Genomic DNA, 23928 nt, shown 5'->3' on the forward strand with positions numbered 1-23928 from the left:
GGGCCGCCGCTGTGGACCCCCGTTCGGATCCCACGGGGGCGTGGTCCGAGCGCTCAGACGGTGACCGGGGCGGCGTGGAGGCGGACGGGGAGGCGGTCGAGCCCGTAGACGATCGAGAGGTTGCGGAAGCCGAGCTCGTCGAGGTCGTCGGTCGCCATCGCGAGGTCCGGGAAGCGGCGGGCGAGGCCGGTGAGGGCGGCGCGCAACTCCATCCGGGCGAGCTCGGCGCCGACGCAGCGGTGCATGCCGTGGCCGAAGGCGAAGTGCATGGTCTCGGCGTTGCGCAGGTCGAACCGCTCGGGATGGGGCATCACCCGCGGGTCGCGGTTGGCGCCGGCGAGCGACACGATGACGACGTCGCCCTTGCTGACGGTGTGGCCGAAGAGCTCGTGGGTCTCGCGGGCGAAGCGGGGGAACGCGATCTGCACGGGGCAGAGATAGCGCAGCAGCTCGCTCACGATCGCGTCGACGTCGGCGGGCGTGCCCTCCCGCAGGAGCCGGTAGGCCTCGGGGTTCTGGATGAGCACGTACGCGCCCATCGACAGCATCGCCGCGGACGTCTCGTAGCCGCCGAGGAAGACGCCGTCGGCGAGGCCGCCGAGCTCGACGTCGTCGAACTCGTCGCCATGGGTGCGGATGATCTCGCCGATCATCCCGTCGCCGGGCTCCGCGCGCTGGGCGCGGACGGTGTCGATGAGGAAGGTGCGGGTCTCGGTCGCGGCGCCGAAGACGCCCTGCCCGCCGTCGCTGATGTCGAAGCGCGCGATGCCGAGGTCGTGGAACTCGTCGCGGACCTCCTCGGGCATGCCGAGCAGGTCGCAGATGACGCGGAACGGGATCTGGAAGCCGAAGCGGTCGACCAGGTCGACGGTGCCGTCGCCCGCGGCCGCGACGGCCTCCATGTCGTCGAGCGAGGACTCGACGATGCTCCCGATGCCCTCCTCGAGCCGGCGCAGCCGGCGCATCGTGAACTCCGGCGTCAGCACCCCGCGCAGCCGGCTGTGGTCCGGCGGGTCGGTGAAGCCCAGCCCGCCGACGCCCTCGGCGCTGTCGTGCCTGCGGTTGCCGAGGAGGTGCCGGATGTCGTTGGAGTACGACGTCTTGTCGGCCAGCACGACCTTGGACTCCTCATGGCCGGAGACGAGCCAGATCTTGATGCCGAGGATGTCGCCGATGCGGTGGACCGGGTCGATCGCCCGCTGCTCGGCGAGCTGGGGGACCGGGTCGACCGCGTCGCGCCGCAGCGGGTAGGTCAGGTGCTCCGGCACCTTCCGCAGCGTGGTGATGTCGGGGAAGCCCGTGGAGGACTTCCGCATCGCCCAGCGGAGGGCGAGCCGGCGTACGGCCGCGGTCAGGCCGAGCGGCAGTCCAGAGTCGACACGCATGAGCCTAGTGTGACCGATCGGGCGCCGAAACCCGCTCAGGGCCCACCCTGCGGCCGGGATTCGGCCGGTGCTCGGCCCGGGTGTCACCATGGTCCGGTGGGTGCGCTGGAGATCGTCGGCTGGGTCGGGAGCGGCGTGCTGGTGCTCTCGTTGCTCCAGACGCAGGTCCTCCGGTTCCGGCTGGTGAACACGGTCGGGACGCTGGTCCTGTTCGGGTATCAGCTGGCCCTCCACATCTGGCCGATGGTGGCGCTCAACGGCCTGCTCGCCGTCATCAACCTCGTGTTCGTGGCGCGGCTCCTCCGCGACCGGCACCGGACGGACGCCTTCGAGGTGCTGCGGGTCGACGGCGAGGACCCCTATCTGCAGCGGATCATGACGGTCCAGGCGCGCGAGATCGCGTCGTTCGCTCCGGGCGTCGACGCGGCTGCGGCACGCTCGGCCGACCACGCCTTCGTGATCCTCAAGGGCACCGAGATCGTCGGCGTGGTCCTCATCCGCGCCGACGGCGACATCGCGCGCGTCGTCCTCGACTACGTCGTGCCGCGCTACCGCGACCTGACGCCCGGCGAGTTCCTCTGGCAGCGCAGCGACTTCCTCCGCGATCTCGGCTTCAACCACGTGATGACCCCGCGTGGCGTGGACTACTACCGCCGGCTCGGCTTCCGCCCGAACGGCCGCGAGTTCGTCCTCGCCCTCTGAGAACGTGGTGGGAGGGCCCCGACCTACTGCGCGACGGCCAGGGCGTTCCCACCACGTTCCGAGCCCGGACCGGGGATCGACGGCGGGGCGATCAGCTCGCCGGCCGCACCGCCACCAGGCCGGTGATGGTGCCCTGGAGGAGGGTGCCGTCCGGGAGGATGGTGCCGACCATCTGGAGGGTGTCGGACTGCGGGCCGATCCCGAGCGAGGTCGACGACAGCACCTCGCCGGTGGCCGGGGAGATCCGGTCCAGGCTCCAGGTCAGCCCGCTCGTGCCCCGCTCCACGGTGTAGATAACCCCCTCGGCGCGCGACAGCCGCGGCACCGCCGCCGAGGAGATGCGGTTCTTCCACGCCGAGGTGCACGTCGTCTCGGTCGTGGACGTCGTATGGGGGCCGTAGAGGGAGCGCAGGTGGGCGATCCGCTTCCTCAGCACGCGGATGCGGTGGCGTGGCGCATGGACGCGCCGTGCGTGCGCCAGGGCGCGCTGGAGGCGGAGCCGCTTGCGGTGGTTGAGCCTCGTCTCCCTGACGTACGTCGTCCTCGTGGTCGTCCGCTCGTGGAGGTCGAAGCGCTGGAACCCGCCGACGAAGTCCGCCGACTCCGGATCGGCCGTGCCGGCGTCGGCCGTCGCCTGCGAGGGGTAGGGGTAGCCGTAGGTGCTGGCGAGGTAGATGGAGGAGCCGAAGGCGAGCGGGGAGTTCTCGGTGCCGGAGTTGTCGGCGTCGAAGGCCGGCAGCGAGCAGACCTGGCGGCCAGTGTCGGCGCGGTAGACGAGGAGGTTCTCCTGCGGCCGGGCGTTGTCGGTGATGACGACGTAGTCGCCGCCGGTGTGCGGGCCGAAGAACGTCGGCGTCGACCCGCTGCCCCACGACAGCTGGCCCGGCTTGCGCGCCGAGCCCCGGTCGTAGGCCTGCCGCCAGACCATCCTCACGGCGTCGCCGCTGCGGCGGAGGAGATACGTCGCATGGTCGGTCGTCACCGCGACGCCGGTGGGGGACGTGGCGATCGAGTTGGCGACCGTCTCGTCGCCGGCGCCCAGCGTGGCGTAGTGCACCGTGTCGTCGAGCGCGACGAACCCGGCCCGGCCGGCTCCGGTGGCGAACCAGACGGTGCCGTCGTACCCGGGCGCGACGCTGGTGATGGCGTCGCCGTCGGGAAGCGCGACGGGGACGGTGCGGGAGGTCTCGATCCGCCAGGTGCCGAGGTCGTCCCGGGTGTGGCCGAGCCAGAGGATCGCGCCGGTGCCGTCGGCGGTGACGAGACGGTCCTCGTGGTCGACGTAGGCGTAGACCCCGCCGAGCAGCGAGCCCGACGTGAGGTGCTCGCGGGCGACGGGGAGGAGCGTCGCCGGGTCGATCAGGTAGAGGCTCGGGGTCTGGTCGGCGTACTCGGTGCACAGTGCCTGGATCAGGCCGTCGGCGCCGGCCAGGATCGTGGGGCAGACCGCGGGCAGGGTGATCGCGCGGCCCGCTCGGGCGTCCGCTCCGGGGCCGGCGTAGGGCGTGGTGTCGGACGCGGCGGAGTCACCGTGCATCGAGGAGGTGCCGTCGGGCCCGGTCCACGGGTTCGGCGCGGGCGTCTCTCCGGCCGTGGCGGTCGTCGTGGTCAGGATGAGGACGGCCGCGACCGCGGCGAGAACGCGCAACACGCATTCTCAACGAAGTCGCTCGACAAAGGTGATGTTCCGCCGCCGATGAGTGAGGCCCGGCAGCCCGATGCACGGGATGGGTGGGCTGCCGGGCCTCACACCTCTTTCACCAAGGAGAGGGACAGTTGGCTCTGGGGCTAGCTCTTCGTCGAGCTGGCGTCGGAGTCGAGGGTCAGCGTGACCGTCGCCTCCTTGTCGTCGCGGGTGTAGGTGAGGGTGACCTTGTCCCCGGGGCGGTAGGCGCGGACGGTCGCGACGAGGGAGTCGCTGCCGAAGATCTGGGTGTCGTCCACCTTCGTGATCACGTCGTCCTTCTTCAGGCCGGCCTTCTCGGCGGCCGAGCCCGAGGAGACCTCGCCGATCTGCGCGCCGGGGCTGCTGAAGGGGGAGACCTCCTGGCCGCTCTCGCCGGAGCCGTCGCCGCTGGAGCCGCCCGAGCCTCCCTCGGGGAACTGGTTCTGGCCGAACGGGTCGAACCCGCCGCCGTTGCCGCCACTGCCGCCGTTGCCGTCCTGGTCGCCGTTCCCCTGGCTGTTGCTGGAGGTGCAGCCGCTCGTGCTGACGTCGCAGACGGTGATGCCCAGGCGCGCGTGGGTCGGCGTCTCGCCCTTGACGATCTGCTCGATGATCGGCTTGACCTCGTCGATCGGGATGGCGAAGCCGAGGCCGATCGAGCCGGACTCGTCGCTGGTCGAGCTGCTGCTCGAGGCGGTCTGGATCGAGGCGTTGATGCCGACGACCTGGCCGTCCATGTTGACCAGGGCGCCGCCGGAGTTGCCGGGGTTGATGGCGGCGTCGGTCTGGATGGCGGGGTAGACGGTGGCGTTGCCGGACTCGTCGGTGCCGACGTTGACGGCCCGGTTGAGCGCGCTGACGATGCCGGACGTCACCGTGGAGTCGAGGCCGAAGGGCGACCCGATCGCGACCACGGACTGACCGACGGCCAGGGCGTTGGAGGAGCCGATCGTGGCCGGCTTGAGGCCGGTCTTGTCCACCTTGACCACCGCGATGTCGGTGAGCGAGTCGGTGCCGACGATGGTGGCGTCGGCGGAGCTGCCGTCGTTGAAGTCGACGCGGATCTTGCCGCTGGTGCCCGCGACCTCGACCACGTGGTTGTTGGTGAGGATCTCGCCGTCGGCGGTGAGGATGATGCCCGAGCCCGAGCCGGACTCGCTCGACCCGGCGACCTCGATCTTCACCACGCTCGGCAGCACGTTCTGGGCGACCTCCTGGACGCTGCCCGAGGGGGCGACGGTGGTGGAGCCCTTCGTGGAGGTCGTGGCGCCGGAGAAGAGACCGCCGGCGTCGTCGTCGTGGGTGCGGTTGAAGAGCGCGGCGCCGCCGTACCCCGCTCCGCCTCCGACGACGAGGGCCGCTGCGGTGACGCCGGCGGCGACGCCGACGCGCCGCTTGCGGCGGGGCTTGCGAGTCGGGCCGGCCGGCGGCGGTCCGGACGGTCCCGGGTAGCTCAGGGGGACGGTCGGGTCGTTCTCGCTCACGTCCCTCACCTTGCCCCCCGATCCTGGGAGGATGCTGAAAGGCACCTGCTGTTTACCTTGATTCGGCATGCTGTGGCGGGTGCCTGACGCGACCGATCCGCTGCTGCGCTCCGCCCTCGCCCCGCCACCGCGGACGCTGGTCGACATCTTCCGCGAGACCGCCGCGCAGGCGCCCGACGAGCCGGCGCTCGACGCCGGCACCGGCGTGCTCACCTACGCCGAGCTCGAGGAGGCCGCCGACGGGCTGGCGGCCGAGCTCGCCGCGCTGGGCATCGGCGCCGGCGACAAGGTGGGCGTGCGGATCAACTCGGGGACCCTCGACCTCTACGTCGCGATCCTCGGCACGCTCGTGGCCGGCGCCGCCTACGTCCCGGTCGACGCCGACGACCCGGACGAGCGGGCGCGGCTGGTCTTCGGGGAGGCGCGGGTCGCGGCCGTCATCGGCAACGAGCTGGCCATCGACGTACGTGGGGGTGGGTCCGGGGCGCGGCCCGGCGACGCCGCGGTGGAGGAGTGGGCGCCGTCGCCGGAGGACGACGCCTGGGTCATCTTCACCTCCGGGTCGACGGGCACGCCGAAGGGCGTCGCGGTCACGCACTGGAACGCCGCCGCGTTCGTCGACGCCGAGGCCCGGATGTTCCTGCAGGAGGCGCCGATCGGCGTCGGCGACCGGGTGATGGCGGGGCTCAGCGTCGCCTTCGACGCCAGCTGCGAGGAGATCTGGCTGGCGTGGCGGTACGGCGCCTGCCTGGTCCCGGCGCCGCGCGCGCTGGTCCGGAGCGGCGTCGACGTCGGCCCCTGGCTGGTCGCCAACCGGATCACGATCGTCTCGACCGTCCCCACGCTGGCCGCGCTGTGGCCGCCGTCGTCGCTCGACGCCGTGCGCCTGCTGATCACCGGCGGCGAGGCGATGCCGCCCGAGCTGGCGCTGCGACTCCAGGCACCGGATCGCGAGGTCTGGAACACCTACGGCCCCACCGAGGCCACGGTCGTCGCCTGCGGCGCTCTCGTCACTCGCCAGGAGATCGAGCAGGGTCTGCCGGTGCGGATCGGGCTGCCGCTCGACGGCTGGGATCTCGCCGTCGTCGACCCCGCGACCGGCGAGCCGGTCGGGGTGGGGGAGCAGGGCGAGCTGATCATCGGCGGCGTCGGCCTGGCCCGCTACCTCGACCCGGAGAAGGACGCGGAGAAGTACGCGCCGATGCCGGCGCTCGGCTGGGACCGCGCCTATCGGTCCGGTGACCTCGTCGTCAACGACCCGGCCGGGCTGCTCTTCGGCGGCCGGGCCGACGACCAGGTGAAGCTCGGCGGCCGGCGGATCGAGCTGGGCGAGGTCGACAACGCGCTCCTTCACCTGCCCGGTGTGCTGGGTGCGGCCGCCGCCGTCCGGCGTACGGCGGCGGGGAACCAGCTGCTCGTCGGCTATGTCGCCGTCGACGACTCCTTCGACCAGTCGGCGGCGATCGCCCGGCTCCGCGAGGAGCTGCCCGCCGCGCTGGTGCCGCGGCTCGCGGTGGTCGCCGACATCCCGACCCGCACCAGCGGCAAGGTCGACCGGGAGGCGCTGCCGTGGCCGCTCCCGCGGGCCGGCGGGGACTCGGGCCTCGAGGGCACACAGGCCTGGCTGGCCGAGCTGTGGCTGGAGCTCCTCGCGGCGGAGGTGACCTCGCCCGACGACGACTTCTTCGACCTCGGCGGCAGCTCGCTGGCGGCGGCCCAGCTGGTGGGGCGGCTGCGGGAGCGGTTCCCCGAGGTGGCGCTCGGCGACGTCTACGAGCAGCCGACCATCGGCGCGCTGGCCGCGTATCTCGACCAGCTCGACGGCCTCGAGGGCTCCGCGCTGGACCGGGAGGTGCCCGCCGTGCCGCGCAAGACCCGCCTCGCCCAGGTCGCCGCGACGATCGGGCTGCGCTGTCTCGCCGCGCCGCGGTGGCTCACGTGGCTGGCGCTGGCCTCCGCGGTCGCGCACCGTCTCTGGACGGACGTGGACGAGTACGACTACTCGCCCACCGCAGCGCCGCGCGGCTACGTGGACTACCTGCCGGGGGTGTTGTCGCCGTGGCCGACGCTGCCCTGGCCGGTGCTGGTGGCGGCGATCCTCGTCTTCCTCACCCCGCCCGGCCGGATGCTGCTGGCGGCAGGAGCGGCCCGCCTGATCCTGCGCGGCGTCGACCCCGGCGACTATCCGCGCGGCGGCAAGGTCCACCTGCGGCTGTGGATCGCCCAGCACGCGGTCGACGAGCTCGGCGCGACCAGCCTCTCGGGCGCCTGGCTGATGACGTGGTACGCCCGGCTCCTGGGCTGCTCGGTCGGTCGCGACGTCGACCTGCACTCTCTGCCGCCGGTCACCGGCTTCCTGACGCTGGGGAAGGGCTGCTCGATCGAGCCCGAGGTCGACCTGTCGGGCACCTGGATCGACGGCAACGTCGTCCACATCGGGCGGATCAGGGTCGGCGACGGCGCGCGGGTTGGCGCTCGCTCGATGCTCACGCCGGGCGCGCGGGTGGGCGACGGCGCCGAGATCCAGGCCGGCTCGGCGGTATTCGGGAAGGTGCCCGCCGGCGAGTTCTGGTCCGGTGCGCCGGCCACGCGCGGCGCCGACCACGCCCGCGGCCCCTGGCGCGACCGGGTCCACCGGAGCTCCGCCTGGCTCGGCGTCTACGCCGCCACGGCCGTCGGGATCGCGATCCTCCCCGCGCTGGCGGTGCTCGCCGGAGCCGCGGCGGTCATCGGCCTTGCGGGCCGCCCGCTGACGCTCCCGGACACGTGGCGGCTGCTGTGGTGGGCGCCGGTCGGCGTGCTCGTCGGCTATCTCGTGCTCGCGGCGACGATCCTGGCCGTCGTACGGCTCGCGAGCCTGGCCCTCGCGCCGGGCGTGCACCCGGTCCGCAGCGCGGCCGGGGTCGGCGTGTGGGCGACGATGCGGGTGCTGGACGAGGCCCGCACCTGGCTCTTCCCGCTCTACGCGTCCAGCCTGACGCCGGTGTGGCTGCGGCTGCTCGGCGCACGGATCGGGCGCGACGTCGAGGCGTCCACCGTCCTCATGATCCCGAGCCTGACCCAGGTCAACGACCTCGCGTTCCTGGCCGACGACACGCTCATCGGCGGCTACGAGCTCGGCGGCGGCTGGGTTCGGATCGAGCGGGTGAAGATCGGCAAGCGCGCCTTCGTCGGCAACTCCGGCATGGCCGCGCCCGGCCGCAAGGTCCCGAAGGCCTCGCTGGTCGCGGTGCTCTCGGCCGCCCCGAACCGCAAGCGGGTCGCCAAGGGGGAGAGCTACGTCGGCTCGCCGCCGGCCCCGCTCCGGCGTACGGCCGAGTCCCAGGACACCGACCGCACCTACGAGCCACCAGCCCGCCTCCGGGTCGCCCGCGGCCTCATCGAGCTGTGCCGGCTGGTGCCGGTCAGCCTCGGCATCGTCCTCCATGGCGTCGTCGCCCTGACGCTCCTGGAGCTGTGGTCGCGCACCGACGTCGTCGTCGCGCTCGTCGCGACCGGGCCGCTGCTGTGGCTCGCGGGCTTCGCCGGCGCGACCCTCGCCGTCGCGGCCAAGTGGCTCCTCGTCGGCCGGCTGCGGCCCGGCGGCCACCCCCTCTGGTCGAGCTTCGTGTGGCGCAACGAGCTCGCCGACACCTTCGTCGAGGTGATCGCGGCGCCGTGGTTCGCCAACCACGTCACCGGCTCGCCGCTCATCTCGGCGTGGTTCCGCGCCCTGGGCGCCCACGTCGGCACCGGCGTGTGGATCGACTCCTACTGGCTCCCCGAGACCGACCTCGTGCATCTCGGGGACGGCGCGACCGTCAATGCGGGCACGGTCGTGCAGACCCATCTCTTCCACGACCGGCTGCTCGCACTGGACACCGTGACCCTGAAGCGCGGCGCCACCCTGGGGCCGAATAGTGTGATCCTCCCGGCGGCCACGCTGGGACGGCACGCGACGGTCGGGCCGGTGTCGCTGGTGATGAGGGGTGAGTCGGTGCCGGACAAGACCGCCTGGATCGGCAACCCGATCGGGCCCTGGGTCCAGTGATCGTGGGCCACCGCTGATGCCGCTGCCGACCGCCGACCCCTACCTGCCGGGTCATGGCGACCGGTCGTGGCACGCGCTCCGCTACGACCTGAGCCTCGAGTACGCCGTCGAGGAGAACCGGCTGCGCGGCGAGGCCCGGATCACCGGCGTCGCCCTCGAGGACACCCCCCGGATCGTCGCCGACCTCGCCGGGCTCGCGGTGCAGAAGCTCACCCTCGACGGCAAGCAGCCGAAGTGGACCCACCGCGCCGACCGGGTCGTGGTCACCCCCCGGTCCCCGCTGCGCGAGGGCCAGGAGTTCACCCTCGTCGTGAAGTACGCCGGCCACCCCCGTCCCACGATCGCGCCCCATCACGGCGACGCCGGCTGGGAGGAGCTGAGCGACGGCGTCATCGTCGCCGGCCAGCCGCACGGGGCTCCCACGTGGTTCCCCTGCAACGACCGGATGGACGACAAGGCGTCGTACGCCATCGAGGTCACGACCCAGCCCGGCTACACCGTCGTCGCCAACGGCGAGCTGGTGCGGCGGACGCGGCGGGGGAGCGGCGAGACCTGGGTCTACGAGCAGGAGCAGCCGATGGCGCCCTACCTCGCGACCGTGCAGATCGGCCGCTACGAGCTGACGCCCCTCGACCCCGGGGAGGCAGGCGTGCCGATCACCGTCGCCGCCCCCGCCGACGCCGACTGGAGGGCCGCGTTCGGCGACCAGCCCGCGATCATGGCCGCGTTCGTCCGGCTCTTCGGTCCCTACCCCTTCCCGGCGTACGCCGTCGTCATCACCGGCGACGACCTCGAGATCCCGCTGGAGTCGCAGTCACTGTCGACCTTCGGCCGCGACTTCCTCGATCCCACCTGGCAGCGCAACCGGCTCGTCGCGCACGAGCTGGCCCACCAGTGGTTCGGCAACACCGTCACCGCGGCCACGATGCGCGACATCTGGCTCCACGAGGGCTTCGCCTGCTATGCCGAGTGGCTGTGGTCCGAGGAGTCGGGCCACGAGTCCGCCGATCACTGGGCGCGGCACTACCACCGCCGGCTCGCCGGCGAGCCGCAGGACCTCCTGCTCGGCGACCCCGGTCCGGAGGACATGTTCGACGACCGGGTCTACAAGCGCGGCGCGCTGCTCCTCCACGCCCTGCGTGGCGAGATCGGCGACGACGTGTTCTTCGAGCTCCTCCAGGAGTGGGTACGCCGGCACGCCGGCGGCTCGGTGACGACCGCCGACTTCATCACCCTGGCCATCGAGCTCTCGAGCGAGAACGTGTCCGACCTGTTCGAGGCCTGGCTCGTCCGCCCCAAGCTCCCTGCACTCGACTGAGCAGTAGAGGTCGGTCGAGCAGGCGGGCCGGAACGACGGTGGCCGCACAGGGCAGCGTCGCCGTCCGCGCCTCGTCGCGCTAGGGCATGGCTCTTTACTCGGGCGGCGCCTCCGCGGCGCCGCATCCCGGCCGGCTTCGTTGGAGGCGCTCGGCGCAGCACGCTGCGCTCTCGCGCCTCCGCCTCGCCGGACCGGGCGCGGACACCACGGAATGCGCTTCGCCCGAGTAAGGAGACATGCCCTAGGAGCGCGGGCCGCGCCGCCAGATCGCGAGCCGGGTGCGGAAGTCCGGGAAGCGGTCCTGGAAGCTGGCGTGCTCGGGCCCGAGGTGGATCAGCCCGAACTCCTCGCCGAGGATGCCCGACATGTCGTCGGTCTCATAGCTGTGCGGAGGGCCGGCGCCGTCGTGGCGACCGATGGGGAAGACGCCGCTGGCCACCAGCCCGCCCGGTGCCACGACCGCACGAGCGAACTCTCCGACGGCCGGTCGGAGGTCGAGGTCCAGTGCGCAGAAGAAGGTGTGGTCCCACAGCAGATCGACCGGGCCGCCCGTGCGCGCCAGGGCGAGCGTGGGATCGAGCGCGTCGCCGAGCACGACGTCCACCATCGGTTGGAGCGCGCGAGCGTCGGCTACGGCGAGCGGCGACTCGTCGACAGCGGTGACCGACCAGCCGGCCCGAGCGAGCGCCCCGGCGTCGTACGCCCGGCCACAGCCGGGGACGAGTGCCCGCCCCGGCGTGCCGAGCAGGCCGCCCTCGAGCGCGTCGACCAGCAGGGGGACGGCACCGCCGAGGTCCCACGGTGTGTCGCCGACGGCGTAGCGCTCGTCCCAGTTCACGCCGGGCAGACTACGGCCGGACCCGGCTCAGGCCCAGCGCTCCGAGGCGGGAGTGAAGGTGAGGCCGCGCTCGCCGGTGTAGATCTGCTTCGGGCGGGCGATCTTCTGATCCTTGTCCTGGGTCAGCTCCAGCCACTGCGCCAGCCAGCCCGGCGTACGCCCGATGGCGAAGAGGACGGTGAAGAACTCCGGCGGGAACTCCAGCGCCTCGTAGATCAGGCCGGAGTAGAAGTCGACGTTCGGGTAGAGCTTGCGCTTGACGAAGTACTCGTCCTCGAGCGCGATCTTCTCCAGCTCGAGCGCGATGTCCAGGAGCGGACTGGTGCCGGTCACCTCGAAGACGTCCTCGGCGGCCTTCTTGATCAGCTTGGCGCGGGGGTCGTAGCTCTTGTAGACGCGGTGGCCGAACCCCATGAGGCGCTCGTTGCCGTTCTTGACGCCCTCGATGAACGCGGGGATCTCCGAGGCGTTGCCGATCCGCTTGAGCATCCGCAGGACGGCCTCGTTGGCGCCGCCGTGGAGGGGGCCGAAGAGGGCCGCCACCCCCGCGCTGACCGCGGAGTAGGGGTCGACCTGCGTCGAGCCGACGGAGCGCACGGCGTTGGTCGAGGCGTTCTGCTCGTGGTCGGCGTGCAGGATGAGCAGCGTGTCGAGCGCCTTCACCAGGCGCTCGTCGGGCTGGTACTTCACCTCGGTCATCTTGAAGAGCATCGAGAGGAAGTTGGCGGTGTAGGAGAGGTCGTTGTCCGGGTAGACGTAGGGCTTGCCCTGCGCGTGCCGGAAGGACCAGGCGCCCAGCGTCGGCATCTTGGCGATCATGCGGATGATCTGGATGGCGCGGTTGTCGGCGTCGGAGATGTTGCGCGACTCCGGGTAGAACGTGGACAGGGCCCCCACCGACGCCATCAGCATCCCCATCGGATGCGCGTCGTAGCGGAAGCCCTGCATGAAGTCCTTGACGTTCTCGTGGACGAACGTGTGGTACGTGATGTTGTGCACCCACGTGTCGTACTGCTCCTTCGTGGGCAGCTCGCCGTGGATGAGGAGGTAGGCGACCTCCAGGAAGCTGGAGCTCGCCGCCAGCTGCTCGATCGGATAGCCGCGATACTCGAGGATTCCCTTGTCGCCATCGATGTAGGTGATGGACGAGCGGCAGGAGGCGGTGTTGACGAAGCCGGGGTCGTAGACCGCGAGGCCGGGCTGGTCCTCCCCGGCCTTGATCTTGCCGATGTCGGCGGCGCGGATGGTGCCGTCGACGATCGGGACCTCGTACTCAGTCCCCGTGCGGTTGTCGCGGACGGTCAGAGATTCAGTCACGGCTCACACGGTAGCCCTCGCGGTTTTGACCGTGTCAGTCGACCCCGCGTAATCTCTGTCAGTCGCACCTGTTGCCGCTCCCCACCGCTCGTCGGCGGGGGGCAGACCGGTAGCCAACCCGGCTGTGTTCGTCAGCAGCGTGCGACGTGAGCACCACCCCTTCATCCCAACGAACAAAGCGAGGCACCCGTGGGCACCTATGCTCCGAAGCCCGGCGACATCGAGCGCGCCTGGCACGTGATCGACGCGACCGACATCCGGCTCGGCCGCCTGTCCGTGCAGGTGGCGAACCTGCTGCGCGGCAAGCACAAGGCGATCTACGCCCCCAACGCCGACACCGGTGACTTCGTCATCGTCGTCAACGCCGACAAGGTCTCCCTGTCCGGCACCAAGCGCACCACCAAGCTGGCCTACCGTCACTCGGGCTACCCGGGTGGTCTGACCGCGACCCCGATCGGCGAGATCCTCGACAAGGACGCTCGCAAGGCGATCGAGAAGGCCGTGTGGGGCATGCTGCCGAAGAACAAGCTCGGCCGCCAGATGATCAAGAAGCTGAAGGTCTACTCGGGCCCGACGCACCCCCACGCCGCTCAGAAGGCCCAGCCCTTCGAGATCACGCAGATCGCCCAGTGACGGAGAACAAGGACATGACTGAGAACTTCGACGCGTCCGCCGACCTGGCCGACGACACCTACGAGACCGACGAGCAGGGCCTGGCCTACACCAGCGAGTCCGCCGCCTCCGTCGACACCCCCTCCCGCCCGGCCACCATCGCGCCCGGTGCGGCCACCGGCCGCCGCAAGGAGGCCGTCGCCCGCGTCCGCATCGTCCCCGGCTCCGGCAACTGGACGATCAACGGCCGCACGTTCGAGGACTACTTCCCCAACGCCCTGCACCGCCAGGTCGCCGCTGAGCCCTTCGCGGCGCTCGGCCTCGAGGGTCGCTTCGACGTGATCGCCCGCATCCACGGCGGCGGCATCGCCGGCCAGGCCGGCGCCCTGCGCCTCGGCGTGGCCCGCTCGCTCAACGGCGTGGACGTCGAGGGCTACCGCCCGACGCTCAAGAAGGCCGGTCTCCTGACCCGCGACGCTCGCGTCGTGGAGCGCAAGAAGGCCGGACTGAAGAAGGCCCGCAAGGCCTCGCAGTTCTCGAAGCGGTAATCGGCGTCGCAAGCCGGGATGCCTGGCAAGGCGCCGGCGCGAAGGCGACCTTGAAGCGAAGCGGTCGCCGAGCGCCGAGCAACGCAGCCAGGCGCCCGGATCGCGACGCCCCGAAAGGGTCGTAGTGGGTCGGTTATTCGGCACGGACGGGGTCCGGGGCCTGGCAAATGGTGAGGTTCTCACCGCGTCGCTGGCCCTGGACCTCGCTGTTTCAGCGGCCCAGGTGCTCGCCGACGCCGGGCAGTTCGAGGGCCACCGCCCGAAGGCCGTGGTCGGTCGCGACCCACGTGTCTCGGGTCAGTTCCTCGAGGCTGCGGTCTGTGCCGGCCTCGCCTCCGCGGGCGTGGACGTGCTCGACCTCGGCGTCGTGCCGACGCCCGGGATCGCCTACCTCACTGCCTCGCTCGGGGCCGATCTCGGCGTCGTCATCACGGCCTCGCACAACCCGATGCCCGACAACGGCATCAAGTTCCTCGCCCGTGGCGGGGTGAAGCTCGACGACGCGCTGGAGGAGGCCATCGAGGCCCGCCTCGGGCAGCCCTGGACCCACCCGGTCGGCGCTGCGGTCGGCCGGATCGGCTTCTACCACGGCGGCATCGACGACTACGTCGACCACCTCGTCGGGACGCTCGGCGTCCCGGGCTCGCGCCCGCTCGAGGGGCTCGCCGTCGTGCTCGACTGCGCGAACGGGGCCGCCCACGAGTCCGCGCCGCTGGCCTTCGAGCGGGCCGGCGCGACGGTCGTCCCGATCAACCACCACCCCGACGGCCTCAACATCAACGACGGCGTCGGGTCGACGCACATCGACGGGCTGCGCAAGGCCGTGGTCGAGCACGGCGCCGACGCGGGCTTCGCCTTCGACGGCGACGCCGACCGCTGCCTCGCGGTCGACGCGACCGGCGAGCTCGTCGACGGCGACCAGATCATGGGGCTGCTGGCGGTCGCGCTGCGCGACGCCGGCCGGCTCGCCTCGGACACCCTCGTGGCGACCGTGATGAGCAACCTCGGGCTCCATCGGGCGATGCGGGCCGCGGGGATCGTCCTGCGCACCACCGCTGTCGGCGACCGCTATGTGCTCGAGGACATGAAGGCCGGCGGCTACTCCCTCGGCGGCGAGCAGTCGGGCCACGTCATCATGAGCGAGCACGCCACGACCGGCGACGGCACGCTGACCGCGCTGCACCTCGCGCTGCGGATGGCCTCGACCGGCCGGCCGCTGGCCTCGCTCGCCGCGGCGGTGACCCGCTTCCCGCAGGTGCTCGTCAACGTCTCCGGCGTCGACCGCACCCGCTGCGACGACCCCGGCCTCCTCGACGCCGTACGCCATGCGGTCGAGCTGCTCGGCGACGACGGCCGCGTCCTTCTGCGGCCCAGCGGCACCGAGCCGCTCGTCCGCGTCATGGTCGAGGCCCCCACCGAGACCCAGGCCCGCGAGATCGCCGACAGCCTCGCCGGCATCGTCAAGGAGCGCCTCGCCCTCTGAGAAGTGGCCAAACGGGCCAGTTCCGCGCCGGGAACGATCCGTTTGGTCACTTCTCGGCCGGTTCCGCGAGGGCTTGCGCCTCGTCAGGTCGGGCCATCGCTCGGAGGGCAGTCAGAGCTTGCGGACGCGGACGTACTCCACGGAGTGGTCGGCGGCCTTGCGGAGGACGAGGCTGGCGCGGGAGCGGGTGGGCGCGACGTTGTGGGCGAGGTTGGGGCCGTTGATGGTGTCCCAGATCCGCCCGGCCTCGGCGACGGCCTCCTCGTGGGTGAGCAGGGCGTACTTGCGGAAGTAGGAGCCGGGGTCGCGGAAGGCGGTCTCGCGCAGGCGCAGGAAGCGGGTGGCATACCACTCCCGGATGTCCTTGGTGGCGGCGTCGACGTAGATCGAGAAGTCGAAGAAGTCGGAGATCGCGAGCCCCGCCCGGCCGTCGTCGCGGGGGCGCGCTGGCTGGAGCACGTTGAGGCCCTCGATGATGACGATGTCGGGATGCTTCACCACGACCGGCTCGTCCGGCACGACGTCGTACACGAGGTGGGAGTAGGTGGGCGCCAGGACCTCGTCGCGACCGGACTTGATGTCGACCACGAAGCGGAGCAGCGCGCGGCGGTCGTAGGACTCCGGGAAGCCCTTGCGCTGCATCAGGCCGCGGCGCTCGAGCTCGGCGTTGGGGTAGAGGAAGCCGTCGGTCGTCACCAGCGCCACGTGCGGGTGCTCGGGCCAGTGCGCGAGCAGCTGCTGCAGGACGCGTGAGACCGTCGACTTGCCGACCGCGACCGAGCCCGCGACCCCGATGACGAACGGCGTGCGCGGGGGAGTGCGCTGGTGGAGGAACTCCTCCTGGGCCCGGTGGAGGTCGCCGGCGGCGGAGACGCGCAGCGAGAGCAGCCGCGAGAGCGGGAGGTAGACCTGCTCGACCTCGTTCAGGTCGATGTGGTCCGCGAGGCCGCGCAGCCGCTCGAGCTCCGCGGCCGAGAGCGGGATCGGCGTCTCCGGGGCGAGGTCGGCCCAGGCCCTCCGGCTGAGCTCGAGCCAGGGGGAGGACTCACCGTGCTCATGGCCTGGCGCGGTCCCGGCTGAACTCATGGAGGGATCGTAGACTTGGGCGCATGGTCGGGCTCTGCCGGTGGCCTACAAGAGCTGGTGGCCCAGAGGTCTAGACATTTCCCCGGTTTCGGCTCGTGGGGCGGGCGGAACCTCGAGTTGTCTGTATAAGAAGCATGAGCAATCGCTTCTCGCCCCAGAAGGCCGCGCCACGGCGCGCAGGAATCTACGCACGACTCTCTCGATCGTCTCCCGATGAGATGAAACTGGTCGACCAGGTCACCATGTGCCGCGCTCTCGCGGCGTCCCAAGGCTTCGAGGTCGTCGCTGTCTACGAGGACAACGGCATCAGCGCATTCACCGGTCACGACCGTCCCGGTTGGGACACGATGCTGGAGGACGTGCGCGCCGGTCGCCTCGACGTGATCCTGGCGCAGAGCGAGGATCGCTTCGCTAGGCAGGTCATGGACAAGGAGTATCTGCTGCTTGCGTCCGCGGCGGCGGGTGTTACCTGGCTGACCGTCAACGACGGGGCCGTTGATCCTCGTACGGCTGATGGTGAGTTCTTCTCCGTGTTGCGAAGCGGCCTCGCTCGCATGGAAAGTCGCCGAAAGTCGGAGCGGATCAGCCAGCGCAACTTCGTTCGCCGACAGCGTGGCGAGATGCCCAAGGGCACGACGCGACCGTTCGGCTACGGCCAGGTCCGTGGCACCAAGGTCGTGCCTCGTAAGGACCCCGAGACCGACCGGATGGTGATGACGGAAGTCGAGGACTGGGACATCAGCGTCCTTCACCCTGTTGAGGCCCCGTTGATCGGTGCCGCCTATCAGTACGTCCTCCAATCTCAGGACGGGCCGGGCCTCTCCACGATTGCGACGGTGTTCAACCACTTCGGGATCCAGACGGTCACCGGACGGCCGTGGAACGTGACCAACGTCGAGACGGTGTTGAGGCGGCCGCGGAACATCGGCGTCGTCTCCTATCGAGGACGCAATCCTGCGACGGGGACCCGTCCGTCTCTCGGCGACATCGTTCGCGGTCCTGATGGCGAGCCGATCCAGGGCAACTGGGAGTCGCTGGTCGACGTGGGGACGTACGAGGCGGTGATGGCACGTCTCAACGATCCGACTCGCAAGGCCAAGAGGACACGGACGCCGCGCTTCCTGATGTCCTCGCTCTGCCGTTGCTACTGCGGTGCCTGGCTCCGGCCGGCGGGCAGGATGGCGGGGGAGGACGTCTACCGCTGCTGTGTTCACGAGGGCGTTCTGCTGAGGGTCGAGGGCCAGCGGCACGTCTCGATCCGGAGCAAGATCCTTGATGAGATGGCGATCGAGGCTGTGATCGACGCGTTGCTGCTCGGCCCTCGTGGGGCCAGGGCCGGGTCCCCGGCTGGCGACATGGAGCGGCTCCACGTCCGGCTGACGGAGAATCGGAAGGCGCAGGCCAATCTGGTCAGTCTGGTCGAGGAAGCTGACTTCTCCGTGGACGACGTCCGGGCGAAGTCCCTGGAGTTGAAGACGGCCGAGCGAGAAATGATCGAGCAGATCGAGTCGCTGGCCAAGGCAGACGCTCAGGCGGCGTTGCTTGCTGGTCTGACGCTCGACATCACCGACGTTCGACCGATCGATGCACTCGGTCTCAGGTCCGAGGGCGAGCGTGTCAGCTTCGACCGGGCTGCGGCCACTCGTGATCAGATCAAGACGCGGTTCCTCGCGATGCCCCTGCAACACCGACGTTCGCTCGTCCGCGCGCATCTCGACATCACGGTCTATCCGGGGCGCGGCACGGGTCGTGTCGTTCTGCGGCATCGGATCGCCACCAGTCTGAACGAGGACGAGGGGCGGGTGGCGTAGCACCGTGCGACAGGTCATCCAGGTCGATGTCAGAGCCTGCGGGCTTGCGAGTGGGGGGCTCTGCTTGGCAGGCCGTGACAGTCGCCAGGGCGCCCGAGAAAATCCGTGCGAGTGCTTGTCGAAGGATCGGAGTTCGCCGTATTGCTACGCAGTTCATTCGGCCGGGTTGATACCACCACGAGAGAAGGAGTCTCCCCAGTCGACTCCGGTGCTCGGGAGCACCAGGTGAGCGGCCAGCACCACACCGACACGATGAGGTGGCTGCGCGAGGAGCGCGCCGCTGCTTGGATCGGTCGGGCAGTGCGGGTGCTGCGGAAGATCGACTCGGCCGCCTTGCCGTACGTCCAGCCGCCGGGGACCCGGCGCAAGGACCAGAGGCTCTACCGGGCCGGCGACCTCGACGCTTGGCGTGAGGCTCACGGGACATGGCAGGAGGCGGTCGGTGCCGTCGCTCGCGCGACACACACGAAGCTTCGGTGGCACGGTGAGGGCTACTCGAAGAGCCCCCACTACAACCGCTGGCGCAAGATGGTGGCCCGCTGCACGGACCCGAACCACCCGGACTACGAGAACTACGGCGGGCGTGGGATCAAGGTCCACGAGCCGTGGATCTACGATCCGATCGCGTTCTTCCATTATCTGGAATCCCGCGGTCCGATCCCGAAGGGCTACTCGCTCGACCGGAAGGACAACGACGGCGACTACGAGCCGGGCAACCTCCGGTTCGTGGACAAGAAGACGCAGAACCAGAACCGCCGCAGTTGGGCGGACCTCGACTCCTTCGCTCCGTGCTGCTGGTGCATCGACTGCAACCACGACGCCGTGACGTGCCCGATCGAGGCCCTCGATTGGCGGACCTCCCGGCTCGTCCTCGGCACCGAGCACGGCATGCCGTTCGACTGGTTCAAGGCGCGCAAGGACTACGGCCGGACCAGACTCGGCCCCGTCATCGACCTGCCCGGTCCCGAGATCGAGACACGAAACCGGTTTGATGAGATCGCGGGTCAGTACGAGCTGGATCGCTGGCTGCGGGACTTCGCCCACCTGTGAGGAGGGCCGCCGTGAATGGCTCCCGGAAGACCTCGCACGGTCGCCGATCAGGCGGCTGGTGGTTCGGCTGTCTCGGCTGTCTCGGTCTCGACTACGGTCGGAGCGTTGGCCTTCGCCGCCTTCATCTCGCGGCGGATCGCGAGGATCAGCTTCACGATCCCGTAGACGATCAGGCCGGCGATGATCGGGATGGCGACGATGATCGCCAGCAGCGCCAAGAAGGCGTAGACGGAGATCTCGAAGAGACCGAGGCTGGCCTTGCCGGCGTCCTTGGTGACGATCTTCGCTGTTCGATAGCCCATGTCACTCTCCTTGGGTGCGGACTCGGCGGAACACGGCTTCGGCGGACTCATCGGGAGTGCAGGCGACGGCCTCCCACCAGGCGACGTGCGGTGAGGTACGTGATAGCCGGTCGACCAGGGCTTCCCACTCCTCGCCGTCGATCACGGTCTCGGCGTAGCTGCGGTTCGCGTTGGTCTCGGCCTCGTCGTCCGGGTAGTGGCTGGTGGCGTGGCCGTCTCGGTGGACCCATGCGCCAAGCAGCGATCCGTCGGTGTCGAGGTGAAGCAGAGCGTGGTCGTTCAGCACTGATCCGTACCTCGTGGCGAAGGCGGTTCCGCCGTCGGGCTGTCGGCGGGCCACGACCTCGGCGGGCAGTTCGCGGATGGTGACCTTCTCGGTGTCCGCGAAGAGTGACGTGAACTCGCGGAACCGTCGCCAGATCCGCTCGTAGTTTCTCGGTGCGGTGAGGGCGAAGACGACCTCGTCGTAGTCGCCCTCCTTCACCAGCAGATGTGCCAGGGCGAGGTTCCGCATCGGCTGGCTGCGCCCGTCTCGGAGGTAGCACCCTCCGCCGTCGGACCGTGCAGCCGGGGGAGTGACCCTCACATCGGTCAAGAACTCGGCGTATCGACGGTGGCCATAGCCGTGGTTCTGGATCTGAAAGCAGTGCTCGGCGTCCCCGCCGAAGAGACCCGGCTGCTCGCAGATCGTCGGGGACGTGTTCTCGGCGCTGTCGAACGCACTGCACGAGCCAAAGTTCGACTCGCTCAGCTTCACCTCGATCAGGGCAGCGATCCGGCGGCCCTCGGTCGTGGTGCCACGAAGGAGGACGTCCACCTGTGTCCGGTGCGGGCTGCGGGCTGATGCCTCCTGCAACCGGTCCTGCTGGTCCTCGTACTCGAAGAACGGCGGCTCGACCTTCTCGACCTTGTGGCCCAAGTAGACGAAGACGCGGCGCACGCCGTCGTCATCGAGGGGCGCAAACAGGTTGAGTGCGAAGGCCTGTGAACTTCGGACGTGCCGGACGTACCGGTGAGCGTGACCCCGATCCCGGACCTCGGTGAGCGCCGGAAGTGCTTCGGGCAACGCCGCGCTGGCGTCATCGACGTAGAAGAGGCCCCGGCGACTCACGGGTTGCTCCTGAGCAGTCCGTCGGTGATGGATTCCGCCCAGCGGGGTCCGGCGACCGGCTCTGCGATCAGGTCGGTGGAGGTTCGCAGCTTGCGCTTCGGAACCTCGGTCAACGAGAGCGGCTGGGCAGTGGGGTCGGCGGTGACGTGGACCTTCACCCTGACGTCGCCCGCGAGAGCCTCGATCTGGCCCACGAGGTAGCCGTTGAACGCCTTCTCCTTCTCGCTCGACCCGAGCACGAGATGGATCGGCGCGACGCTGTGGGACTCGACGTCCTCCGGCGTCGGAAGGGCATGGCCTGCGGCGTGCAGTCGCTCACGGATCGCGGCGTCGTTCGCCTTCACCCACACGGCGTAGTCCAAGGCCTGGAGAACGACCTTCGGGTCGTGGCCGATTTTCGTTTCGATGACGTGAAGTCGGCCCTCGGCGTCCACGCCCAGGAAGTCGATGTAGCCGGGTCGGCCGTTCGGCCCCCGCCATGCCGGGAACTCTCGCCACAGATCCGTCAGGCCCAAGGTCTCCGGCTTGCCCACCAGCGTCGCCTGCATCTTGTGCTCACGCATCTGAGAGGTCTGACTTCCGCCATCCTCCACCGCGAGGCGGATCTTGGCGTTGATGACGGCCACCTCGCCCGGCGTCGGTGCAACGGCGAAGACCTTGTCGAACGGCTCGCGGCCGGGCGGCGGAGTTCCGTACTGGACACCGGCCTGAATCCGGAGACCGGCCCGCGTCTCGGCGACCTTCAACACCTGGAGTCCCTCGTGATGCCAGGAGAGGTAACTGCGCTCGTGGGCGCTGAGATCGGTGGTGTCGATCCCGTCGATCCAGTTGGTGTGGCCTGCCTTCAACTCGACGGCCTTCGACCGGCGCTCGGGCAGGTCGCGCAACTGTGCGAGGAGTTGGGCGCGGCTCTTCTTCGGCACTGGGCGGGGACCTGCCTCGCCGTGCTCCCAGATCCGGACCTCGGTGTCGATCCACCCGATCCGAGTCTGGGCATCGCCCACCATGTCCTGCGGCAGCACCAGGAACAGGTCCCGGTTCTGCTGCCACGCCAGTCCATAGGCCAGCACCTCGTCTCCGGCGGTGACCTTCTCGCCTGGGGTGACGATGGCGACCAGCGCGGAGTCCTTGGTGTCGGTGAACCAGTGGGCGTACTTGCTCATGCGCTGCGGCGCGAAGGGGACTGCCTCGGTCCCGATGATGTGCTCGGCCACCTGCCGAGCCGTCGTCTCGTACGACGCTCTCTCGTCCTTCATGGTGTGAACCATGCCCCTCGCCTCCGACAGAACTGAATGACGACGCTACGCCAATACGACATCTAGCATGGCGGTATGGCTCTGTAGATAGGCCAGTCGGCTTACAAGACTTGTCCTGATGAATGACGAGGAGGCCGCCGTGCTGCGCCATGTCGGCCTCACGATCAAGGCTGAGCGTGCGCGCCGCGACTGGACGCAGGAGAAGTTGGCCCACGATTCAGGCCTCAGCGTCAGTCAGATCGCCCGGATGGAGCGCGGCCTTCGGGACGCCGGTGTGACCCGGATCGTTCGAGTCGCCTGGGCGCTCGGCATCGATCCCGCTGTGCTTCTCGGCGGGCTCAGCTTGCACAACTTCCGGAACCGCAACCGCAGGTGAGGAGCGCCGGTACCGCGGCTACGCCTCGTCGTTCCGGCTTCACCTCATGCCACTCCAGGGGCTGCGGGCGGTGAGGGCAGGGGGAGCTGGGTGACGGCTCTGGCTGCTGCTCCGGGCGTGTAGCTGCGGCCGCCTTCGGCCCGTGCCCAGCCTCATGCAGCTTGGGTAGACCTATTACTTCGGCGAGGCTGTCGGCAAGACGGTCACGCCGTCACCTTCCAGGCGTCCGCGTATTTGATTGAAGATGGTTGCGACAGCAAGGTGTGTTGATACCTGCCCCGCTGTCGCGGTTGCCTCGGCGTGCACGCTCGTCAACTCGATCACTGCGTCGCAGGGCGTGCCCGGGCAATCCAACGCGTACCACTTTCGGAGCGCACGGGCGGTCAAGATCCCCTCGACTATCCATGGCCCCGGCTTGCTCAGCCAGTTCTCCACCACCCAGGAACTCGCGTGGGGGTTGCTCAGGTCCGTGACGCCGTCGGGGGCGTACGTGACGCTTGGAAAGACTTTGCGGGCGAGTCGCGCGGGATCGGTGCAATACACCGGCAAACCCTCCTTGGCGGCTAGTTCCAGCGCCAAGGTGCTCTTGCCAGCCATTGCCCCGCCGACCACAACCAGCCTCACGCAAGGATGGTAGATCGTGCTTCCTCCGCGAGAGGAAGAATCCGCGTGGCCCGTCTGAAAATCCCGGCCATCCGGAAGCAGGCTTTTGAACCAGACTTTTCCGACGTCCTCAGCGCACAACACGCCGGTCCGGAAGTTGGACCAGAAGGGTCTGTCCGTGACACGTCATCATGCCGACTTCTGGTCTGGAATGATCGTCAAGCATGGACCCGGACCACGTTCCAGCGCTTCAGCGCCCGGCTTTTCACTGCCCATTCTGCGGAGTCTTTTCCGCACAACAGTGGCGCCCGGTGACGGCCACGCAGACCTCCTTTAATGGTGGTTCGAGTCGGGTCCAACAGGAGAACTTCTTTGTGGCGAACTGCCGCGCATGCGGGCAGAGTTCCTTCTGGCACGCCGACCAGATGGTCTTCCCCTTGCAGCGTCAAGGTGAGGAGCCGCACGAAGACATGCCGACAGACGTGAGGGACGTCTATGAGGAGGCTCGCGCTGTCGCTTCCATCTCGCGTAAGAGCGCGGCTGGGCTGTTGCGGCTCGCTTTGCAGATGCTTGTGGACGTGCTTGAGCCTGGCGGCGGCAACATCAACGACAAGATCGGGGCGCTCGTAACGAGAGGCCTCGCTCCAGAGGTTCAGCAGGCGATGGACGTGCTGCGGGTGGTGGGGAACGAGTCCGTCCATCCCGGCCGGATCGATCTCGAAGCAGACGACGACCTGCTCCCTGCCCTCTTCAATCTCGTCAACGTCATCGTTGAGCAGGTGGTCTCAAGGCCTAAGAATATCGGCGGCCTCTTCGCCAAGTTGCCGGCTGAGAAGTTGGCGCAGATCGAGCGCCGCGACGGGCCCGCTGGCAGTTGAGTGGACGGGCCGCTAGAGCCTTGAATCTGCGAGCGAGTGCTTGTGGACGCTCGGGGCTGGTTCTTGGCGGTG

At 69.8% G+C, this 23928-nt stretch carries 20 protein-coding genes; 10 read left to right on the top strand and 10 right to left on the bottom strand.

Annotated elements, in window-relative coordinates; translation table 11 throughout:
• Positions 1–53: 53 nt before the first annotated feature.
• Positions 54–1385 carry a cytochrome P450 gene (locus QM572_RS19460; protein ID WP_415095627.1) on the bottom strand — a complete coding sequence of 444 codons (1332 nt, stop codon included), beginning with the start codon at positions 1383–1385 and terminating at the stop codon, positions 54–56.
• Between the two features lie 96 nt (positions 1386–1481).
• Here QM572_RS19460 and QM572_RS19465 point away from each other — a divergent pair, with 96 nt between their 5' ends.
• On the top strand, positions 1482–2087 hold the full coding sequence (locus QM572_RS19465; protein WP_415095628.1) for a hypothetical protein: 606 nt from the start codon (positions 1482–1484) through the stop codon (positions 2085–2087).
• A 91-nt stretch (positions 2088–2178) separates the two neighbouring features.
• Here the strand turns inward: QM572_RS19465 and QM572_RS19470 are convergent, their stop codons facing one another.
• Together QM572_RS19470 and QM572_RS19475 are read right to left on the bottom strand one after the other, a co-directional pair.
• Positions 2179–3738: a hypothetical protein gene (locus tag QM572_RS19470; RefSeq protein WP_415095629.1), complete on the bottom strand. Its 1560-nt coding sequence runs from the start codon at positions 3736–3738 to the stop codon at positions 2179–2181.
• Between the two features lie 137 nt (positions 3739–3875).
• Positions 3876–5237, bottom strand: a complete 1362-nt coding sequence (locus tag QM572_RS19475; RefSeq protein ID WP_415095630.1) for a S1C family serine protease — start codon at positions 5235–5237, stop codon at positions 3876–3878.
• Between the two features lie 79 nt (positions 5238–5316).
• On the opposite strand from QM572_RS19475, the gene QM572_RS19480 reads away from it, so the two are divergent.
• Together QM572_RS19480 and QM572_RS19485 are read left to right on the top strand one after the other, a co-directional pair.
• Positions 5317–9267: a Pls/PosA family non-ribosomal peptide synthetase gene (locus tag QM572_RS19480; RefSeq protein WP_415095631.1), complete on the top strand. Its 3951-nt coding sequence runs from the start codon at positions 5317–5319 to the stop codon at positions 9265–9267.
• A gap of 16 nt (positions 9268–9283) precedes the next feature.
• Positions 9284–10585, top strand: a complete 1302-nt coding sequence (locus QM572_RS19485; RefSeq protein ID WP_415095632.1) for a M1 family metallopeptidase — start codon at positions 9284–9286, stop codon at positions 10583–10585.
• A 241-nt stretch (positions 10586–10826) separates the two neighbouring features.
• Here QM572_RS19485 and QM572_RS19490 read toward each other — a convergent pair whose 3' ends face one another.
• Entirely contained in the window at positions 10827–11423 is a 597-nt protein-coding gene (locus QM572_RS19490; RefSeq protein WP_415095633.1) for a methyltransferase domain-containing protein, read from the bottom strand.
• 27 nt (positions 11424–11450) lie between these two features.
• Positions 11451–12740 (bottom strand): citrate synthase, encoded by a 1290-nt coding sequence (locus tag QM572_RS19495; protein ID WP_415095634.1) that lies wholly within the window; start codon positions 12738–12740, stop codon positions 11451–11453.
• Between the two features lie 189 nt (positions 12741–12929).
• Here QM572_RS19495 and rplM point away from each other — a divergent pair, with 189 nt between their 5' ends.
• From rplM to glmM, 3 genes are all read left to right on the top strand, one after another.
• Positions 12930–13373: a 50S ribosomal protein L13 gene (rplM, locus tag QM572_RS19500; protein ID WP_415095635.1), complete on the top strand. Its 444-nt coding sequence runs from the start codon at positions 12930–12932 to the stop codon at positions 13371–13373.
• Positions 13374–13387: 14 nt separating this feature from the next.
• On the top strand, positions 13388–13900 hold the full coding sequence (rpsI, locus tag QM572_RS19505; RefSeq protein ID WP_415095636.1) for a 30S ribosomal protein S9: 513 nt from the start codon (positions 13388–13390) through the stop codon (positions 13898–13900).
• Between the two features lie 124 nt (positions 13901–14024).
• Positions 14025–15383 carry a phosphoglucosamine mutase gene (gene glmM / locus QM572_RS19510; protein ID WP_415095637.1) on the top strand — a complete coding sequence of 453 codons (1359 nt, stop codon included), beginning with the start codon at positions 14025–14027 and terminating at the stop codon, positions 15381–15383.
• 111 nt (positions 15384–15494) lie between these two features.
• Here the strand turns inward: glmM and coaA are convergent, their stop codons facing one another.
• Positions 15495–16469, bottom strand: coding sequence for a type I pantothenate kinase (gene coaA, locus QM572_RS19515; protein WP_415095638.1), 975 nt, complete (start codon positions 16467–16469; stop codon positions 15495–15497).
• A gap of 134 nt (positions 16470–16603) precedes the next feature.
• Here coaA and QM572_RS19520 point away from each other — a divergent pair, with 134 nt between their 5' ends.
• Positions 16604–18280 carry a recombinase family protein gene (locus QM572_RS19520; RefSeq protein ID WP_415095639.1) on the top strand — a complete coding sequence of 559 codons (1677 nt, stop codon included), beginning with the start codon at positions 16604–16606 and terminating at the stop codon, positions 18278–18280.
• Positions 18281–18505: 225 nt separating this feature from the next.
• A complete protein-coding gene (locus tag QM572_RS19525; RefSeq protein WP_415095640.1) occupies positions 18506–19330 on the top strand; it encodes a hypothetical protein in 825 nt (274 codons plus the stop codon).
• 47 nt (positions 19331–19377) lie between these two features.
• On the opposite strand, the gene QM572_RS19530 is transcribed toward QM572_RS19525, so the two are convergent.
• The 3 genes from QM572_RS19530 to QM572_RS19540 are packed head-to-tail and all read right to left on the bottom strand — an operon-like array spanning position 19378 to position 21999.
• Positions 19378–19632: a hypothetical protein gene (locus QM572_RS19530; protein WP_415095641.1), complete on the bottom strand. Its 255-nt coding sequence runs from the start codon at positions 19630–19632 to the stop codon at positions 19378–19380.
• A 1-nt stretch (position 19633) separates the two neighbouring features.
• Positions 19634–20743 (bottom strand): PGN_0703 family putative restriction endonuclease, encoded by a 1110-nt coding sequence (locus tag QM572_RS19535; RefSeq protein WP_415095642.1) that lies wholly within the window; start codon positions 20741–20743, stop codon positions 19634–19636.
• Positions 20740–21999 (bottom strand): hypothetical protein, encoded by a 1260-nt coding sequence (locus tag QM572_RS19540; RefSeq protein ID WP_415095643.1) that lies wholly within the window; start codon positions 21997–21999, stop codon positions 20740–20742. The genes QM572_RS19535 and QM572_RS19540 overlap by 4 nt, the downstream gene beginning before the upstream one ends.
• Before the next feature lie 118 nt (positions 22000–22117).
• On the opposite strand from QM572_RS19540, the gene QM572_RS19545 reads away from it, so the two are divergent.
• Complete coding sequence (locus QM572_RS19545; RefSeq protein WP_415095644.1) at positions 22118–22375, top strand: helix-turn-helix domain-containing protein; 258 nt, start codon at positions 22118–22120, stop codon at positions 22373–22375.
• 174 nt (positions 22376–22549) lie between these two features.
• On the opposite strand, the gene QM572_RS19550 is transcribed toward QM572_RS19545, so the two are convergent.
• A complete protein-coding gene (locus QM572_RS19550) occupies positions 22550–22999 on the bottom strand; it encodes a hypothetical protein (protein ID WP_415095645.1) in 450 nt (149 codons plus the stop codon).
• A gap of 203 nt (positions 23000–23202) precedes the next feature.
• Here QM572_RS19550 and QM572_RS19555 point away from each other — a divergent pair, with 203 nt between their 5' ends.
• The gene (locus tag QM572_RS19555) at positions 23203–23856 is read left to right on the top strand and encodes a DUF4145 domain-containing protein (RefSeq protein ID WP_415095646.1); all 654 of its coding nucleotides are present in this window, start codon (positions 23203–23205) and stop codon (positions 23854–23856) included.
• Positions 23857–23928 lie beyond the last annotated feature (72 nt).

It is taken from the genome of Nocardioides sp., assembly GCF_047607365.1.
In the GTDB taxonomy this organism is placed as follows: domain Bacteria; phylum Actinomycetota; class Actinomycetes; order Propionibacteriales; family Nocardioidaceae; genus Nocardioides.

Excerpts from the sequence above, each read along its gene's own strand:
- QM572_RS19460 (WP_415095627.1), bottom strand. The coding sequence starts at position 1,385 with ATGCGTGTCGACTCTGGACTGCCGCTCGGCCTGACCGCGGCCGTACGC.
- QM572_RS19485 (WP_415095632.1), top strand. The coding sequence starts at position 9,284 with ATGCCGCTGCCGACCGCCGACCCCTACCTGCCGGGTCATGGCGACCGG.
- rpsI (WP_415095636.1), top strand. The coding sequence starts at position 13,388 with ATGACTGAGAACTTCGACGCGTCCGCCGACCTGGCCGACGACACCTAC.
- coaA (WP_415095638.1), bottom strand. The coding sequence starts at position 16,469 with ATGAGTTCAGCCGGGACCGCGCCAGGCCATGAGCACGGTGAGTCCTCC.
- QM572_RS19520 (WP_415095639.1), top strand. The coding sequence starts at position 16,604 with ATGAGCAATCGCTTCTCGCCCCAGAAGGCCGCGCCACGGCGCGCAGGA.
- QM572_RS19530 (WP_415095641.1), bottom strand. The coding sequence starts at position 19,632 with ATGGGCTATCGAACAGCGAAGATCGTCACCAAGGACGCCGGCAAGGCC.
- QM572_RS19540 (WP_415095643.1), bottom strand. The coding sequence starts at position 21,999 with ATGAAGGACGAGAGAGCGTCGTACGAGACGACGGCTCGGCAGGTGGCC.
- QM572_RS19545 (WP_415095644.1), top strand. The coding sequence starts at position 22,118 with ATGAATGACGAGGAGGCCGCCGTGCTGCGCCATGTCGGCCTCACGATC.
- QM572_RS19555 (WP_415095646.1), top strand. The coding sequence starts at position 23,203 with ATGGACCCGGACCACGTTCCAGCGCTTCAGCGCCCGGCTTTTCACTGC.